Source organism: Actinoallomurus iriomotensis (genome assembly GCF_030269445.1).
Lineage (GTDB): Bacteria > Actinomycetota > Actinomycetes > Streptosporangiales > Streptosporangiaceae > Actinoallomurus > Actinoallomurus iriomotensis.
The window spans coordinates 1,260,093-1,277,024 of record NZ_BSTJ01000001.1; the positions used below are offsets into that span (position 1 = coordinate 1,260,093).

Annotated in this window: 13 protein-coding genes; 7 read left to right on the forward strand and 6 right to left on the reverse strand. The window is 70.4% G+C overall.

The genetic code is table 11. The annotated features are described in order from the left end of the window. Positions 1–24: 24 nt before the first annotated feature. Positions 25–2,121, forward strand: coding sequence for an NACHT domain-containing protein (locus QSK37_RS05955; protein ID WP_285618111.1), 2,097 nt, complete (start codon positions 25–27; stop codon positions 2,119–2,121). A gap of 9 nt (positions 2,122–2,130) precedes the next feature. On the opposite strand, the gene QSK37_RS05960 is transcribed toward QSK37_RS05955, so the two are convergent. The 3 genes from QSK37_RS05960 to QSK37_RS05970 all read right to left on the reverse strand — a co-directional run bounded on the left by QSK37_RS05960 (position 2,131) and on the right by QSK37_RS05970 (position 4,383). Then, on the reverse strand, positions 2,131–3,069 hold the full coding sequence (locus QSK37_RS05960) for a hypothetical protein (RefSeq protein WP_285618113.1): 939 nt from the start codon (positions 3,067–3,069) through the stop codon (positions 2,131–2,133). A gap of 72 nt (positions 3,070–3,141) precedes the next feature. Beyond that, the gene (locus QSK37_RS05965) at positions 3,142–3,387 is read right to left on the reverse strand and encodes a tautomerase family protein (protein ID WP_285618114.1); all 246 of its coding nucleotides are present in this window, start codon (positions 3,385–3,387) and stop codon (positions 3,142–3,144) included. 96 nt (positions 3,388–3,483) lie between these two features. Next, positions 3,484–4,383: an NAD(P)H-binding protein gene (locus tag QSK37_RS05970; RefSeq protein ID WP_285618115.1), complete on the reverse strand. Its 900-nt coding sequence runs from the start codon at positions 4,381–4,383 to the stop codon at positions 3,484–3,486. An 81-nt stretch (positions 4,384–4,464) separates the two neighbouring features. On the opposite strand from QSK37_RS05970, the gene QSK37_RS05975 reads away from it, so the two are divergent. Continuing rightward, positions 4,465–5,100 carry a TetR/AcrR family transcriptional regulator gene (locus tag QSK37_RS05975; RefSeq protein ID WP_285618117.1) on the forward strand — a complete coding sequence of 212 codons (636 nt, stop codon included), beginning with the start codon at positions 4,465–4,467 and terminating at the stop codon, positions 5,098–5,100. A 9-nt stretch (positions 5,101–5,109) separates the two neighbouring features. On the opposite strand, the gene QSK37_RS05980 is transcribed toward QSK37_RS05975, so the two are convergent. Continuing rightward, on the reverse strand, positions 5,110–6,558 hold the full coding sequence (locus tag QSK37_RS05980; protein WP_285618118.1) for an oxygenase MpaB family protein: 1,449 nt from the start codon (positions 6,556–6,558) through the stop codon (positions 5,110–5,112). Then, on the reverse strand, positions 6,555–7,283 hold the full coding sequence (uppS, locus tag QSK37_RS05985; protein WP_285618120.1) for a polyprenyl diphosphate synthase: 729 nt from the start codon (positions 7,281–7,283) through the stop codon (positions 6,555–6,557). Before uppS ends, QSK37_RS05980 begins: the two co-directional genes overlap by 4 nt. 159 nt (positions 7,284–7,442) lie before the next feature. On the opposite strand from uppS, the gene QSK37_RS05990 reads away from it, so the two are divergent. Both QSK37_RS05990 and QSK37_RS05995 read left to right on the forward strand, forming a co-directional pair. Next, the gene (locus QSK37_RS05990; protein WP_285618121.1) at positions 7,443–8,288 is read left to right on the forward strand and encodes a helix-turn-helix transcriptional regulator; all 846 of its coding nucleotides are present in this window, start codon (positions 7,443–7,445) and stop codon (positions 8,286–8,288) included. 67 nt (positions 8,289–8,355) lie between these two features. Continuing rightward, positions 8,356–8,655 carry an NIPSNAP family protein gene (locus QSK37_RS05995; RefSeq protein WP_285618122.1) on the forward strand — a complete coding sequence of 100 codons (300 nt, stop codon included), beginning with the start codon at positions 8,356–8,358 and terminating at the stop codon, positions 8,653–8,655. A gap of 3 nt (positions 8,656–8,658) precedes the next feature. On the opposite strand, the gene QSK37_RS06000 is transcribed toward QSK37_RS05995, so the two are convergent. Next, positions 8,659–12,180 carry an nSTAND1 domain-containing NTPase gene (locus QSK37_RS06000; protein ID WP_285618123.1) on the reverse strand — a complete coding sequence of 1,174 codons (3,522 nt, stop codon included), beginning with the start codon at positions 12,178–12,180 and terminating at the stop codon, positions 8,659–8,661. Between the two features lie 327 nt (positions 12,181–12,507). On the opposite strand from QSK37_RS06000, the gene QSK37_RS06005 reads away from it, so the two are divergent. The 3 genes from QSK37_RS06005 (at position 12,508) to QSK37_RS06015 (ending at position 16,605) form a co-directional block, all read left to right on the forward strand. Then, positions 12,508–14,112 (forward strand): hypothetical protein, encoded by a 1,605-nt coding sequence (locus QSK37_RS06005; protein WP_285618124.1) that lies wholly within the window; start codon positions 12,508–12,510, stop codon positions 14,110–14,112. A gap of 166 nt (positions 14,113–14,278) precedes the next feature. Further along, positions 14,279–14,950: a hypothetical protein gene (locus QSK37_RS06010; protein WP_285618126.1), complete on the forward strand. Its 672-nt coding sequence runs from the start codon at positions 14,279–14,281 to the stop codon at positions 14,948–14,950. A 161-nt stretch (positions 14,951–15,111) separates the two neighbouring features. Beyond that, positions 15,112–16,605, forward strand: coding sequence for an RtcB family protein (locus QSK37_RS06015; RefSeq protein WP_285618127.1), 1,494 nt, complete (start codon positions 15,112–15,114; stop codon positions 16,603–16,605). Positions 16,606–16,932: the final 327 nt, after the last annotated feature.

Sequence of the window (16,932 nt, forward strand, 5' to 3'; positions counted from 1 at the left end):
CGTCGTTGTTGATGATGGTGCGATATGAACGGGGATCGCCGCTCGGGTGGGATATGGGCGTTGGCGTGCGGGCTGCTGCTCGTGCTGGCCGGCGCGGTGGCCGTGGCCGGTCTGCGAAAGGCGACGTGGGGCGGCATCGATCCGTTGAGCGCGACGCTCTCCCTCCTCTCGTTGCTGGTGGCGGTGTGGTCGGGCCGGCAGGCGGCTCGCGCCGAGCGGGCCGGTGACACCGACGTGGACCGGTGGACCAGGGAACTGGCCGTCAGGGTCCTGAGCGACGAGACGGCGCAGCGGACCCAGCTCCTGGGCGGCCAGGACCGGACGATCAACGTGAAGTTCGTCCTCACCCCCGCGCCCGGGCACAACGCCACCGGCGCCGCGGCCAAGGGCACGTTGAAGGGGATCGCCGGATACTTCCGTGCGCTGAGCCCGCAGCGACTGGTGATCACTGGGGACCCCGGGTCCGGGAAGACGGTGCTGGCGATCGAGCTGATCCTCGGCCTGCTGACCGACCCGGACCGCGCGCTCGACGATCCGGTGCCGGTCCGTGTCCCGGCGGCCGGCTGGGACCCGAAGGTGAGCGTGCCCGACTGGCTGACGACCCACCTGGTCCGGACCTTCCGGCTGCGCCCGGCCACGGCACGGGCGCTGGTGAAGCACGACCGGATCCTGCCGGTCGTCGACGGGCTGGACGAGATGGACGCCGAGCCGGAGCCCGGATACGGTTCACGCGCCGGCAACGCGCTGCGGGCGTTGAACGCCCACCAGCGCGGGAGCGCCAAGGCCCGGCTGGTGATCACCTGCCGCTCGACCGACTACGACGAGCTCATCGCCAGTGAGGCCTGGGCGCACGACGCGGCCCGTATCACCCTCCGGCCGGTCAGGGCGAAGCCCGCGGGGAGGTTCGTCGAGGCGGTGGCCGGCGCACATCAGCGGGCACGCTGGCAGCCGGTCCTGGACGCTCTCGCCCGGCCCGGCCACCCGCTGGCCGACGCCCTGGCCACGCCCTGGCGGCTCACCGTGGCCGTCACCGTCTACCAGCAACGCCACCCCGAGACCGGTGCGTACCTGCGTGATCCCGCCGAACTGACCCGCCTCACGGGCCCGTCCGGCGCCGCGGACCCCGACGAGATCCGCGACCATCTGCTCGGCCTGTACATCCCCGCGGCCGTCGCGGCCACCGCCTCCGGAGGCGGGCGGCCCCGCCATCGGCCCGAGCAGGTCCACGCCTGGCTGGGGGTCCTGGCCCGCCATCTGAACGCCAACGCGACCCGGCCGCCCGTCGCGGGGCGCACCCTGTCCAGCACGGACATCGTTCTGCACGAGCTCTGGCCGCTCGCCGGCAACGGCGCTCGCGTCCTCACCCTGGGACTCATCGCCTTCGTCACGGCGGTCACGGGATCGGTGCTCATGGTGGCGATCCGCTCCGGCACCGCCGGCGGGTACGCACTCGGCATGGTCGTGGCCGTCGTGATGGCCGGCGGCGTGGGGTTCATCTCATGGGTGGAGGAGTGGCCCCGCCTCACCCACATCGACCTGGGAGAACTGCGGTCCGGCGTGACGGTCATCGTGCTCGCGGTCTGTGCCGCGCTCGGGCTCATCGGCGGAGTCCGGTACGGGCCGGTGGGCCTGGTGGCCGGTCCGGCCTGCGGTCTGGTGGCCGGGGCCCTGTTCAGTCTCTGGAACGCGGCGATGACTCCCGGCTCCAAGCCGGTCGCCGCCCCGCGCGACATCGTCCGCGACGACCTCGCCAGCGGGGTGGCGGTCATGCTCGGGCTGGTACTGCCGGCGGCACTCTGCGCCGGGATCATCGCGCAGATCCGGCCCGGCGGGCTCAACGGACTCACGGCGGCCGCGGCGGCCGCCGGCCTCGTGTTCGCGTTCTGGCTCGGAATCCTCCTGCCCGCGGGCGCTGCGGGCCTGGCGGCGCTGCGCTATCTGCTGCTGACGGTCTGCATGGTGGGCCGGCTGCCACGGCGGCCGGGCCGGTTCCTGCAGTGGTGCTACGAGGAGGCCGCGCTGATCCGCGTCGCGGGCATCGCCTACCAGTTCCGCCACCGCGAACTCCAGGACCACCTGGCCCGCCATCCCCGCCCGCCGGCCGAACGCGTTCTTCCGTGACCCCGGGCGTCAGGCGTTGGCGCGCATCCAGAGGTCGACGAGTTCCTGCGTCTCCGCGGTGCGCGGGGTGATGCTCTTCTCCTGGTGGTCCACCTCGATCTCCACGGGCCGCAGGTCGGGCACCTGGCCGCCGGCGAGCGCCTGCGCCTCGGGCAGCTGCTCGTACGCGCCGGGGCGCCACCAGTAGACCTGGGCGGTCAGGGCGTTCTCCCCCTTCTCGACGTGGGTACGGGCGAGAGCCTGCATGGCCTCCATCGCCGCGATCACGTGCGTGCCGCCGATCTCGTGGACGATCAGGTACTCCGGGACCGGGAAGGAGACCAGCGCGCCGTACGGGGCGGGTCCGAGGAAGCGCCTGAGCACGTGAACGCGGGAACCGATGTAACGGTGGGTCTCGCCGATGTGCGTGATCGGGACGCCCCAGATCTCGTCGGTCCCGGTGTTGTGCGGCTCCCGGCTCAGGGACGCGTGGAGCGCGGCGCCGAAGACCTGGTCCTCCGGCCGGCCGCCGAGGTCCGCCCGGTTGAGCGGCACGATCGAGTCGGGCCGGTCGACGACCACCGTCTCCACCAGCCCCGGCGCGAGAGTGCGGGTCAGCAGGGCGTCCCGCATGCCGGGCGGTTCGGCCAGCGCCGCCTCGGGGTAGATCCGCACGCGCAGCGCCTCCGCGGCCAGCAGGCTCTCGATGTCGACCGCCGCGGCGGCCTGCGCCCGGTCCAGCTGCTTGCGGATCCCGCGCGCGAAGCCGCGCACGAAGTCCGCGGCGAACGCGGGAAGGTCGGCCGGCGCCACGCGACCGGCGTGGGCGCGCCACTCACCGATGTCGGTACTGAGGTCGCCCACGTCCGGGACGCTGATGCCGATCGTCGTGGGGCCGGTGATCCGGGCCGTGAGGTTCTCGTCCGCGAAGGCCCGGACCAGGGCCTCGCCGATGACGTCCTGAGTCAAACCGGTGTCTCCTCATCATGATCGAAGAATTGGTTCGACTCACCGGACGCCCGCCGGGTTCCCGCGGGGCGCTCAGCCGCCGGAGGAATCCGGCTTCTGGTCGGGCTGCTCGTCGGGCTGCTGGAGCTTCGCCTGGGTCAGGACCTGGCCGGCCACTCCCCAGCCGCCGTCGGTGACCTCCTCCACGAGCACCATGGTGTTGGGCCGGGCTCGTTCGCCGAAGGTCTCGACGTACAGCTCGGTGACTCCGGTGACGAGTCTCTGCTTCTCCTCGGCCGACAGCAGGCCCGCCGGCACCTTGAGGTTGGCGAATGGCATGTGTTCCTCCTCGTTTCCCTCCACCGTCGCCGTACGGGACGCGGGTGACCAGAGGGCCCTTTCCCCGGGGACGGCGTCCCCAGGGTGAGACGAGGCTCATCGCGTGTGCCGTGCGAGCCGGCCCGTGCTCGGCAGGCGTGCGCAGGACGGGTGGGCGCCGCGAGTATCGACCGCGTGCTGGGGCGTACGGGCGACGCCGTCGTACAGGCCGTTGTTCACCGCGGTCATCATGTCGAGGATCGCCCGGGCCACGGCCTCGGAGACGGAGTGGCCGGTGAGCCGCTTCCCAAGCGCCTCAGCGGAGACCTGCTCGTACCACACCGGCTTTCCGAGGACCTCGGAGATGACGGCGGCCATGTCGTTGTTGGACAGGTCCTCCGGGCCGAGCACCGGGAGCTCCTGCCGGCCGGTCCACGTGGTGTCGAGCAGCAGGCGGGCGGCGACGGCGGCGATGTCGCGGGTGGCGACGGTGGGCAGTTTCAGGTCGGGAGCGAGGGCGCCGAAGAACACGCCTTGCTCCTGGAGGGCCCGGGCCTGCCGCAGCATGTTGTCCATGAACCCGGGCAGGGCCAGCGCGCGGAACGCGACGCCGGTGCCGGCGATCAGGTCGTCCATGGCCAGCGACGCGGTCGCCTGCCCCGCCCGGCCCGCGTAGGCGGTGCCGCGGCCCAGGGAGCTGACGTCCACGACGCGCTTGACGCCCTGGCCGCGCATCGCCTCGGCGGCGGGGCGCGTGAAGCCGACGTAGGACTCGACGACGTCGTCGGCTCCGCGGTCGGGCGGATAGAGCCAGAACACGGCGTCGGCGCCGTCGAAGGCTCGGGTGACGACCCGCCGATCGCCGTGCGAGCCTTGGATGACCTCGACCCGGTCACGGACGTCGGCGGGCAGCTTGGCCGGGTCGCGCACGATGACGCGGACCGGCTGGTCGCCGGCCAGGACCCGGTCGAGGACCCGGTGTCCGATGTTTCCCGCAGGGGTGGTGATGACGATCATGAGTTCTCTCCAAGGGAGCCGGTCCGGGCCTCCGAGTGAAGTAAACTCTACTGTACCGTTTACTTGTGAGGACGCAAGCCGATGAAGGACGAACCGCAGCGGAGCCGGCAGCGGCGCGGCGAGGAGCTGCGCCGTCACATCCTGTTCACGGCCAAGGACGTGTTCCTCGAGACCGGCTATGAACGGGCGTCGATGGACACCGTCGCGACGCGCGCCGAGACGTCCAAGCGGACGCTGTACGCCCACTTCGAGAGCAAGGACAAGCTGTTCCTCGCGGTCCTGGATCTCGTGCGTGAGCTGTACCTCCACCGGCTGGGCACCCCCGGCGCGTACGCCGAGGACCCCCCGGAGGCGGTGACGCGGTTCTGCGGGCGGTTCTTGCAGCTGATGGTGTGGGAGGCCCAGGTGCGGACCTGCCGGCTGATCATCGCCGAGGCCGAGCGGCTGCCCGGCAGTTCGAGCACGTACTTCGACGCCATCTTCGCCAGCACGTACGAACGCCTGAGCGCCTACCTCGCCGAGCGGTACGCGATGGACAACGCGGACAGCGCGGCGCTCGCCGAGGACCTGCTCGCCCGCACCGTGCTGCCGCGGCTGTTCCGTACGTTGCTCAACGTCGAAGAGGTGATCAAGGACATGCCCGAGGAGTCGGCGCTGGCCGAGGACGTGGACCTGGACGCGATCCGCCGGCTGGTCGCGGCGACCCTGCCGGGCTGACCCGGGAGCTCAGGCCTGGGCGAAGAGCCGGTCATAACCCTCGGAGTGGTGGCGGCCGGCCATGAAGTTCAGGAACTCGCGGACGAACGCGGCGCGGGTCAGGCGGTCCGGCGTGCCGGTGTCGCCGGGGTCGTGCTCGAACGCCACGCGGAAGAGCGTGCGGTGCTCTTCGGCGTCGATGGCCTGGTCGTCGTCGGTGTCGGTGGCGTCGAAGAGCACCTCGGCGACCCGGACGAGGGCGGGGCTGGTCATGGTGGCGGCCGCCGCGGCGTACTCGTGCCCGCTGATGCGCCCGTCGTGGTCGGTGTCGAGCGCGGCCTGGAGCTCGCGCCACCAGTCGGCGAAGGCGGTGAACAGGCGGTCTTCGCCGCGTTCGTCCAGGTCGAGGCGGGTGGCGATCTCCCGGGCCATCGCGGCGAGGTCGGGCCAGTCGAGGGAGCCGTTGCCGGTCTGGTCCAGCACCTCGGCGAAGAAACGCATGGCCGATGGCGGCGCCTCGGCGGCCGTCTCGCGGTCGGGCGTGAGCAGGCGCAGGAGCGCCCCGGCCTTGGCCGTGCCGCGCCGCAGCCCCGCGAACGGGTCGGTGCCCGGCCGTGGCGTGAAGGTCGGATCGAACATCGCCATGACCGTCTCCAGCCGCGTCCACGCGTCCGGCAGCAGGCGCGACGCGAGCCCGGTGGACAGGTACGCGGCGTGCGTCAGCGTCCGCGCGCCGGGGATCTCGGCGAGCCCCAGCCGTTCGCGCAGCGGGGCCGGCAGCGAGCCCACGGTGACCGCCGTGGCGAGCGGGGCGGCCAGCGCCCGTCCCGCCGCCCACACCGCCGGGCGGTCGCGCAGCACGGGCGGCGCGGGCACCTCCGCGAACAGCCGGTGCAGGATGAGGGCGGCCGCCTCGGTGTTCTCCAGGCGCTCCTCGACCATCAGGTCGTAGTAGCGCCAGAACTCCCGCAGCGTCGGCGGCAGCTCGCCCTCACCGCCCTCCATCTGGGCGAGGAACGCCCGGAACTCGGCGTACAGGCGGTCGAGGGACGCGCCGTCGAGGGACCGGCCGCCCAGCCGGTACATCGTGACCGTGGACTCGAACAGCGTCGCCACCACCCAGGCGCGCGCCCCGGGATCGAGCGCGGTGTACGGGCGGCCCTCGGCGTCGGTGCCGGCCATGCGGGCGTGCAGCCGGTTGAGCCGGGCGGCCTCCCGCCGCCGTACCCGCTCGTCGGGGTCGACCAGCCGCTGGGCGCTGAGGACGGTGTTGCGCAGCCGCCGCCAGGGATGGGCGACGAAGGTGGAGTTGGCGATCAGCGCGGCGCCGATCTGCGGGTGCGCGGCCTCCAGGACGGTGGCGCGGGCGACCGCCAGCCCCCAGCGCGCCTCGTGGCACAACCGCCGCAGCATCGAGTCCGGGCCGTACAGGTCGGCGGTGTCGAGCGAAGCCGGTGCGGTCGTCGTCTCGCTGGTCACGATGCGTCTCCTGTCGTGGTGGGTACCCGTACGTCGCCGAAGCGGCGTTCGCGCCGCCGGTAGAGGTCCAGGCACTCGCGGAAGTGCCCGGCGCGGAAGTCCGGCCAGAGCACGAGCGGGAAGACCCATTCGGCGTAGGCCACGTGCCAGAGCATGAAGTTGGAGATGCGCTGCTCGCCGGAGGTGCGGATGACCAGGTCCACCTCGGGCGTGTCGGGGTGGGGCAGATGGCGGGCGAACGTCTCCTCGGTGATCTCCTCCGCCGGCACCCGGTCGCGGACGAGCGACCGCGCGGCCTCCACGATGTCGCGGCGCCCGCCGTGGTCGAATGCCACCGTCAGCGTCATCCGCCGGTTGTCGCGGGTGAGCATCATCAGGTCGGCGATGTCGCGGGCCAGCGGCGGCGGGATGCGGGGATCGGTGACTCCGAGGAAGCGGCACCGGATGCCGCGCGCGTGTAACGACAGGGCGTGCTTGCGGATGGCGCGCCGTACGAGCCGCATCAGGAAGGCGACCTCGGCCGGGGGCCGCCGCCAGTTCTCCGTGGAGAAGGCGTACAGGCTCAGCCACTCGACCCCGGCCGCGTGCGCCGCCTCGATCACGTCGATCACCGCGGCCTCCGCCGCCCGATGCCCGGCCGTGCGCGGCAGCGACCTCAGTGCCGCCCACCGGCCGTTGCCGTCCATCACGCACGCCACGTGACGGGGCACGATCCGCTCGTTCAACGCACCTCCCCGGCGGCGTGAAGGACACACCAAGAGGAATCAGGTAATCGGTCAACTACCCACAGATACCATCGATCGCCGGGCGCGGTAACCCCTGGACGCCGTTCCTGGGGACGACGTCCCCACGATGAGCGGGCCGCCTCTGGCCATACTGGGCTGATGGACCTCTCCGAGCTCGGCGCGTTCCTGCGCTCCCGGCGGTCGCGGATCAGGCCGGCCGACGTCGGCCTGCCCACCGGGCCGCGGCGGCGGGTGCCGGGGCTGCGGCGCGACGAGATCGCCACGCTGGCCGGGGCCTCGGTGGACTACTACACCGAACTCGAACGCGGCCGCGGCGCGCAGCCGTCGGCGCAGATGCTCTCGGCGCTGGCCCGGGCGCTGCGGCTCGACCACGACGAGCGCGACCACCTGTTCAACCTGGGCGGACGTCCCGTTCCTCCGCCGCACGGCGCACTGGCGCACGTCCAGCCGGCCATGCTGGACCTGCTGGGCCGGCTCACGGGTACGCCCGCGCAGATCATCACCGACCTCCACGAGACCCTCGTGCAGAACCCCCTGGCCGTGGCGCTGCTCGGCCGGCACCCGACGTCGGGCGGCTTCGAGACGAGCTTCGCCTACCGCTGGTTCACCGACCCGGCCGCCCGCGCGATCTATCCGCCGGAGGACCACGCGCACCAGTCGGCGGCGTTCGCGGCGGACCTGCGCGCCGCCGTGGGCCGCCGCGGGAGGGACCGTCACTCCGACGCGATGGTGGCCGCGCTCCGCCGCGAGAGCCCGGAGTTCGCCGGGCTGTGGGACACCGGCGACGTCGCCGTACGCCGCCGGGACAGCAAGCGGATCATCCACCGGGAGCTCGGCGTCATCGAGATCGACTGCCTGACCCTGCTGAGCGAGGACGGCCGCCAGCGCCTGCTGTGGTTCGCCCCGCGCCCCGGCACCCGGGCCGTGGAGCAGCTGCGCCTGCTGGACGTCATCGGCACCCAGGACCTGACGGCCACGTCATGAGCCTGTCGGGATAATCAGTCGATCGGGCGCCCGACGGGGGCGAGGACGAGGGAATGGGATGCGTCAGATGCCGCGGACAACGCAACTCCGGGTCTACACGGTTCGCGCCAGCCTGCTGGACGAGTGGGCGGATAAGTGGCGGAGCCTGATCGTGCCCCTACGGCTGGAGTTCGGTTTTGAGATCGGCGGTGGATGGCTGGACCGGGAGCGCAACCAGTTCGTGTGGTTGGTCTCCTATGAGGGGGACGAGACGTTCGCGGACCGGAACGCCGCCTATTGGGCGTCTCCCAAACGCGAGCAAATGAACCTCGATCCGGCCGACTACCTGCTCGACACGGACGTACGGACCGTTGAGACGGTTCTTTAGCGGTCAAGGTTGTGACGGAAGAAGGTGGTTGCGGCGTTCTTCGGCGCTGAGTGAGCGAAACACTCGATTTCGCGCCCTGGCCTGGAGGACATCGAAGTCCGGCTCCGCGCGCCAGATCCGGGCCGTCCCGTCGAACGAAGCCGTCAGCAGCCGCCCGTCGGCGGACCAGTCCACCGACGTCACCTTGTCCTGATGGACTCCGGCTACCACGACTTCCTCTTGGCTCGCGGCATCCCACACGCGCACGGTGTGGTCATCGGAACCGGTCGCGATGCGAGTTCCATCAGGAGACCACGCGACCGTGCGCACCCGGCCCTGGTGGCCTCTGAGAATCGCCACCTCCCGCCCCGTCGCGACCTCCCAGATGCGGGCCGTCCAGTCCGCAGACGAGGTGACGACGTGACGTTCGTCCGGTGACCAGGAGACGTCATCCACCCAGTTATCGTGTCCACGCAGGACGGTGAGCTGATCCGAGGAGCCGACCTCCCAAATTCGGCAGGTCCGATCGTCCGAGGTAGAGGCGATCATGCGTGAGCTTGGTGACCAGGCTGCGCTGATCACCCAGTCCTGGTGGCCGCTAAGGGTGGCGGTGCACACCCGCTCGGACACTTCCCAGACACGTAGCAGAGCGTCGTGTCCGCCAGTGACCAGCCGGGTTCCGTCCGGCGACCAGTGGACGGCCTCGACGGTCACGCCTTCCGCCAGGACGACGGCCGAGCCGTCCTGCCACAGCCGCACGGTGTCGTCACTCGAACCGGTCGCGATCGTGGATCCGCTCGGCGACCACGCGACCGCCCAGACGCGATCCGTGTGGGAGCCGGCACCACCGCTCAGAACTGAGGTCCGCCGGCCGGTGCGAGCATCCCAGACGCCCACCGACGCGTCATCGGATGCCGTCGCCACCTGCGATCCGTCGGGGGACCACGTGGCCTGGTTCACGCGTTCGTCGTGCCCATGAACGAGGACGTCTTCGGCTCCCTGGGGGACGATGTTCCAGATGCGGGCGGTGCTGTCCTCGGAGCCCGTCGCGATCGCGGTACCGTCGGGTGACCAAGCGACGCCCCATACGGTGTCATCGTGACCGCGCAGCACGGCGACGAGCCTGGCGTCACGGGTGTCGAAGACCCTGGCCGTTCGGTCCGTGGACACCGACGCAATCCGAGTGCCGTCGGGCGACCACGCCACGTTCCAGACCTGGTCTGCGTGGCCGCGAATCAACAGCCGTTCCCGGCCATCGTCGGGGTCCCAGATCCGGATGGTGTGGTCGCCGGACGACGTGGCCAGCTCGGCACCGTCGGGCGACCACGCCAGTCCCTCGACGAAGTCCGTGTGCCCGCTCAGCGTTCGCGTGGGCGTCGAGCCGTCGAGATCCCAAATTATCGCCGTTCGATCGTGTGAGGCGGTGGCCAGACGCCTCCCGTCAGGAGACCAGCCGATACCGAGCACGTTGTCCCGGTGTCCGTGCAATGCCTGTTCGAGCCGTCCGGTGTAGGCGTCCCAGATCCGTACGACCAGGTCCCGGGACGCCGAGGCGATCCAGCGACCGTCGGGAGACCAGGCGACGGCTCGCACGACGTCCCCAGCTCCGCTGAGGACGTCGAGCTGGGCGCCGGTGTGGGCGTCCCACACTCGTACGGTGCGGTCGCGGGACGCGGTCGCGACCCGATTCGAACGCGGGGACCAGGCGACCATCTCCACCATTGACGTATGACCGGTCAACGTCAGAAGACCGCGCCCGGAAACCGCGTCGAAGATCCGCGCGGTCCCATCCCGTGATGCCGTGGCGATTTTGGAGCCGTCCGGCGACCAGGCAAGGTTGCGGACCGTGTCGGTGTGGCCGACCAGCACGGTGCGCAGATGGCTAAAGGCCAACGCGGTCATTAGGGCGCGCTGCGCCGCCGGAGTGGCCGCACACTCCCCTAACGCTGCCAGCGACAGCAGGATAGACAGCTCTGGATACCGCTCGACGTTCGCCAGGACGTGCTCGCCGATGCCGTCAGAGACCCTGCGTAGGAAGGCCAGGTCGCGTCTTTTGGAGACGTCGACGAGCTGCCGTACCGGATCCGATGCCTGACCGGTCTCTTCCAGCCCGGCAAGCCAGCGTTCGGCCAGAACCAGCCGATCCCCTGTGAGCAGATAGTCACCGCTCCGGTCGGAGCGGAACCAGTCGGCCGCCCAACGTTCCAGCTCGGCACGCTGGCGTAGTTGTTCGGCTCGCGCCTCCACCTCTTGACGCAGCGGAGGCCACTGACGGAACAACGCCTCATGGGCGACGTGCACCGACGGCCGGTTCTCCTCTACATCAGTGACGAGAAGACGCGCGTCCACGAAGGCGTCTACGACTCGGCGCTCCTCGGCCGACAGGCCGGTCAGGAAGACCTTACGGCGGGCGACCTCCTGACCTTCCACCGCCACGAACTTCAACAAGACCTTGAGCACGTCGTCGATCCCTTTGTCGCCCCGGAGCTCGACTACGACCTGATCGGCCTGGCGCGCCAGTGCGCCCGCGACTCCCCCCAGGGCCCTGTAGTGCTCCTCCGTCGCGACGGCGGCTGGACTGACCGTGTAGTAGAGCTCCTGCAGGAGGTAAGCCAGCAGGGGAAGGGCATCGACGGTGCCGGTCTCTTTAATGATCTCCTCGACCAGGCCGGACGCGAATGACATTCCGGCGAGTTCGCCAGGCCGCTCGATGACCTGTACCAGCTGGGTACGGCCCAACGTGCCGATCGCCATCGGCGACTGGAACAATTCCGGGTGAGATGTCTCCAGAAAGTCCCGCAGGAATTCCACTCGTACCGTCGTCAGCACCCACAGGCGTGAATCGCGCCGTAGAGCATCGGCCAGGATGTTCAGAAAGAGCGTGCGTTCGCTTCGTCCGCTGAGCGTGATCAGCTCTTCCATCTGATCGATCACGATGAGCAGCCGCCGAAACCTCTGACCGCCCCGGCGTAGCCGCCGCAGTTCGGCGCCGAGCGCCTGCGGTGAGCGGCGTAGCCGTTGCTGGAGGTCCGTCACATCGACGTCGGGTAGGACGCTGCTCAGCGCCTTCGCCAGTGCGCTCATCGGGTCCGCTCCAGGGACGATCACCGGGAACACCGTCCATCGACGCTCCCGAAGCCGCGGGACGAGCCCGGCGCGGATGAGGGACGACTTGCCGCTGCCCGAGGCGCCGACCAGGGGAATGAAGCGGTCCGCAAAGCGGGCCGGCGCTTCATGCGACCGACGGACCAACTCTGCGATCTGGATGTCTCGGCCGAAGAAGATCGGTGCGTCGTCTTCCGAGTAGGCGTCCAGCCCCGGATAGGGGGTGCGCCGGGAATCCCAGACCCGCTTGGGCGCCGTGGGGCTCTCCAGGCGATAGACGATGACGTTCCCGACGATCAGCGCGAGAATGAAGACCCCGATGGCGGGAGTGGCGACCCCTTGCAGGACCTTGAGGACGTACGGCGCTCGCTGACTGTTCGTGGCATAGTTGGTGACAATTCCCAACAGGCTTGCCGTGATGACGAGCGTCACCTGCAGCATTAACTCGAGTCGCTGCCGACGTCTCATCGCGATCCACCGATCGTGTCGCCCCGCAAGACCAGCCGTCCCCACTCAGACCGAAACCGATACTCGAAGCCGCCTTACGCACGGTATCTCGCCTTCCGCCGGGCCACACGGCGGAAGGCGAACTGTGGAGCAGCTGCGCCTGCTGGACGTCATCGGCACCCAGGACCTGACCGCCGACCACGCGCTGGACGGATGGCCGCCGAGGTCAACGATGGGAGCCGCGAGGCCGCTCGGTAAGATCGACTTCGGCATTCACCGCTTGACGCCGGGCACCGGCGGGATCGTCTTGAGGGACGGCGTATGGACGGATACATCGCCTCCGCCGGTGCCGTCGGAAGCGCCGCGCGCGGCGTCGAGACACTGGCGACCCGGGTGGAGACCTTTCACCGCGCCACCGGCGATGCGACGCGTGCCCTGTCGCCCGAGCACGTGTGGGGGCTGCTCCGGTCCTTGAGACAGGATTTCCTGTCGCTCGCCGCCGAGTTCGAACAGCATCTGGACCACATGTCCGGCGCCATCGACGGCGCGAAGAAACGTCTCCACGCGACGGGCACCCACTATTCTTCCGCTGAGACGGCGTGTCTGCGGGTATTGGCGAAAGTCGGCGACGAATACGGCGACGGCCGGCGACTCCGCCAGTTGAATCCGGCCTCACGGTTCTACCAGGACCACCGCGCCTGGAACGGCGTCATCACTTCTCTGCCCATGGCCGCCGGCACGCTGGGATCGGCGGCCCTTCATACCTGGCGGTTCTTCGGCGACCTGGACAGCGACGACAAGTACAACATCGGCACTGATATCGCACTGCTGGTCACCGACGCCTCTGCCGCTTTCCTAGCGGTGCGTTCCAATTACGCCAACATCATCGCCGACCCGATCGGTTTTCTGGCCCGGGGCGGCGTCTCCTTCCTGCTGAACGCGTTCTACTGGACGAAGACCGTCGCGGACCGGCTGACGGGTGACCCGATCGCCACCGGACAGGCGGCGTACAACTTCGACAGCATCGCCCAGGGCTGCCGCAAGCTCGCGACCGACCTCGACGAGACCATGCACCGGACTCTCGGCGAGACGTGGCAGGGGATCGCCGCGGACACCGCGCGGCAGCGCCTGACGGAGGTGCGAGACGGGATCGCGGACACCGCGGGCAGCGCCGACCGGACGGCGGCGCTGCTGCAGCTGGTCAGCTCGCTCATCACCGACGTGGAGGCGATCATCCGCGGGATGATCAGCGAGGTGGTGGTGTGGGCGGTTGTGGCCTGGCTCAGCGCCCAGCTGGCCGCGGCCGAGACGTTGGGAGCCTCGGAGCTTGCCGCCGCGCAGCGGATCACCGCGGAGTCGAGCAGGACCGCCGGCGACGTCGGGCGGGTGATGACGGTGCTGGCAGGAATGCTCCGGCGCGTCAGCGGCCTGGTGCGCCGGTTGCGCGCCGAGCTCCGGCAGATCAAGGCGAAGTCCTTCACGGCGCTGCTGCGTTCGACGCCCGGACGGAAATTCATGGAGTCCGGGTACGGCGGCGGCCGCCAGACCCTTTCTCGCGTCAGGGCCGACGCCACCGGGAAACACGCGAGAATCAACGACTTTCACGTCTTCGTCAGCACGGGAAAGCAGACCGGGCGATCGGCCAAGAACGGCGTTCTTCGCAACTTCGGCTTCAACCAGTACTGGACCGATCCATCCGGGAAGCCGTACCCGTTCGACCAACGCAAGATACGGGTCCTGTCCTACCAGGTACCAGACGGTCAAGGCGGGACACGCGCGTTGAACAACTACGTCGGCGTCGCCGGCAGCGCGGCGTCGACCGTCCTGCCGTTCGGCCGGGCGGCGCAGTACTGGGCACGGGGCGGCGACACGGCGCCCGGCAGCGACATCGACCGGGAACTCGACCTCTGGGAGACCCCGGCGTAGGACCCCGCCGAGCCGTCGTTCCGCACGCACCAGGTCCTGGCACCACCGGGGAAAGAGTGGTGCCAGGTCCACCCTTACTCGGTGTCCACGCCCACGGACGCACTGTGGCCTTCCCCAGCAGGATTGCCGACATCAGCAAGAAACGCTCGGAAAGGCCCCAGCCGCAATGAACGAGAAACTCGCCCGCAAGTTCACTGGATTCTCCTGCCTCACCGCCGCCGTGGCGTTCATCGTCGAAGTGCCGCTCTACTTCGTCTACGACGACGCGCCGCCGGACTGGAACGTTCTGGCCCGCCTCCTGATCGGCATTCTCGCCCTCGGCGCCCTCCTGCTCTTCGTCACCGGCTTCCGTGAACTGATCAAGTCGGTCAGCCCCCAGCACGAGTGGATCGGCGGGATCGCCTCCGCGGCCGGGCTCGCGTACGTGGTGGTCACCCTGATCTCCAGCGGCCTGGAGGCCGGCTCCGTCATCGCGACGGACCACCCGATCGACCCGACCATCACCGTCAGCGGCACCTACATCCTGTACGGCTCGATCGGGCGCATGCTGCTCGGCATCTTCCTCGCCGCCCTCGGGTACGCGATCGGCCGTACGCGGGCGCTCCCTCGCTGGACCGGCCGCTCGGCGTACGTCCTCGCGGCGATCAACTTCGCCTTCATCCCCTCGATGTTCTTCGGCAACAAGCCCTCGTTCTTCTACGCCGCCAACGGCTGGGGCACGACCGCCTCCATAGGCGCGATCCTCAGCTACTGGCTGCTCGCGATGAGCGTCAGCACGCTCCGCAGCGCCCGCCGGGCCCCGCTCACCGCCCCGGTCGCGGCGATGCGGACCCGGTAACCGAGAGAACCGACGAAATCCCGTTGCGGCCGCCCCGGCCCGGCGGGATATCGTCATTTCACCTCGCGGCTGCTGAACCCGGGGAATACCGGCGATCCGCCGCGCACCGAAAACGCGGCGCATTTCTTCATGCCCTCATCCGCAGCCGTCAGGAAGGCCTCATGCCCAGCTCTCCCACGCAGGATCCACGACTCGTCCGCGTCGACGACGACTGGCTGCGCCTGCCCAACCCCTGGCACGTCCCGGTCGACATCTGCGCCGCCGAGGACGTGCCGATCGAATCCAGCGCCATCGACGAGATCCTCACCGTCCTCCAGACCGCCGGCACCCTCGAACGACTCGGCGGGGACGCCGCGATCACCCGGGTGGTCCTCACCCCCGACCTCCACAAGGGCGCCGGCATCCCGATCGGCACGGTCCTGCGCACCCGCGGCGCGCTGATCCCCCAGGCCGTCGGCAACGACATCAACTGCGGCATGCGCGTGGAGACGACCTCGCTGACCGCCGACGACGTACGCCCCCGGCTCGACGCGCTCGAACGCCGCCTGCGCCACCTGTTCTTCGAGGGCGGCCGCCGCATCGCCCTGACCGCCGCGCAGCGCGAGGGCCTGCTCCGCGACGGCCTGCCCGGCCTCCTCGACGCCGGTCCGCCGCCGAACGACGGCGTCTGGGCCGCGCTGCGCGAGGACGAGAGGCACGACCGTATCCACCGCGCCCGCTACCCCACCACGACCGCGGAGCCGTTCCGCGACTGGATCACGAGCGCGGGCGGGACGAGCTACGACAGCATCATCGGCAGCGTCGGCGGCGGCAACCACTTCGCCGAGCTGCAGTACGTCGCCGCCGTCCACGACCGGCAGGCCGCGTACGCCTGGGGCTTCGAGCTCGGCCAAGTCGTCTCGATGGTGCACAGCGGCTCGCTGTCCCTCGGCCACCAGGCGAACGCCGACGGCATGGACCAGGCCCGCGCCGCATGGCCGCAGGAGCTCCCCGTGCCCGACAACAAGATCATCCCGATGTCGCTCGACGAGCGCTCCGCGACGCGGCGCGGGCGCTACCTCGACGCCCTCGGAAACGCGGCGAACTTCGCGGTCGGTAACCGGTTCTTCCTGTCCCTCATGCTGCGCACCGGGCTGGCCGCCGAGTGCGGCGATCTCACCGCCGACCTCGTGTACGACGCGCCGCACAACCTGCTCTGGCAGGACGGCGACACCGTCACCCACCGCAAGGGCGCCACCCCGGCCGGGGGCTACGAGGAGACGGCCGGCGGCCCGTACGCGCTGTGGGGCGAACCCGTCATCGTGCCGGGCTCGATGGGCGCGGCGAGCTACATCCTGCGCGGGCACGGCAACCCGCGGTCGCTGGCGAGCGCCTGCCACGGCGCGGGCCGCCGGGTGCCGCGCGGCGCCGCCTCACGGTCGAACGACAAGGAGCTCGACGCGTTCCTGCGGGAGTTCCGCGTGGTCACGCCGCTGGACCACCGCGACCCGAAGGTCACCCACCGCGCCGACGTCCTGGCCGCCTGGCGCCGTGACCTCAAGCAGGAGGCGCCCTGGGTCTACAAGGACATCGGCCCGGTCGTCTCCAGCCTGCGCCACGCGGGCGTCGCCGACCCGGTCGTCGAACTCCGCCCCCTGCTGACCGTCAAGGGGTGACACCGCGGGCGACCGCCCGCCCCCCATACGGGTGAGGGCTTTTTCCGTACGGGGGCCGGGCGGCGCTCCGCCGAAAATTTCGTCGGCTAATTGCCTCGCTCCGGCGAATCCCGAACGCGATGCCAAAACGTGATCTTGGTCGTGATCCGCTCCCGTCGCGGCACGCTCCGGCCGTCATCGCGCGGCCGCGCCCGCACTCGACACTCGGGGGCGTTTTCGCAGGCCGGCCACGTGTTCCGCGGCGACGATCCACGCCTCCCGCCCTCGGCTCGCCGTCGGCGCGCCACGTACCCGCGCGCGGCGCGCGAACACGACCGTCGCCGTCGT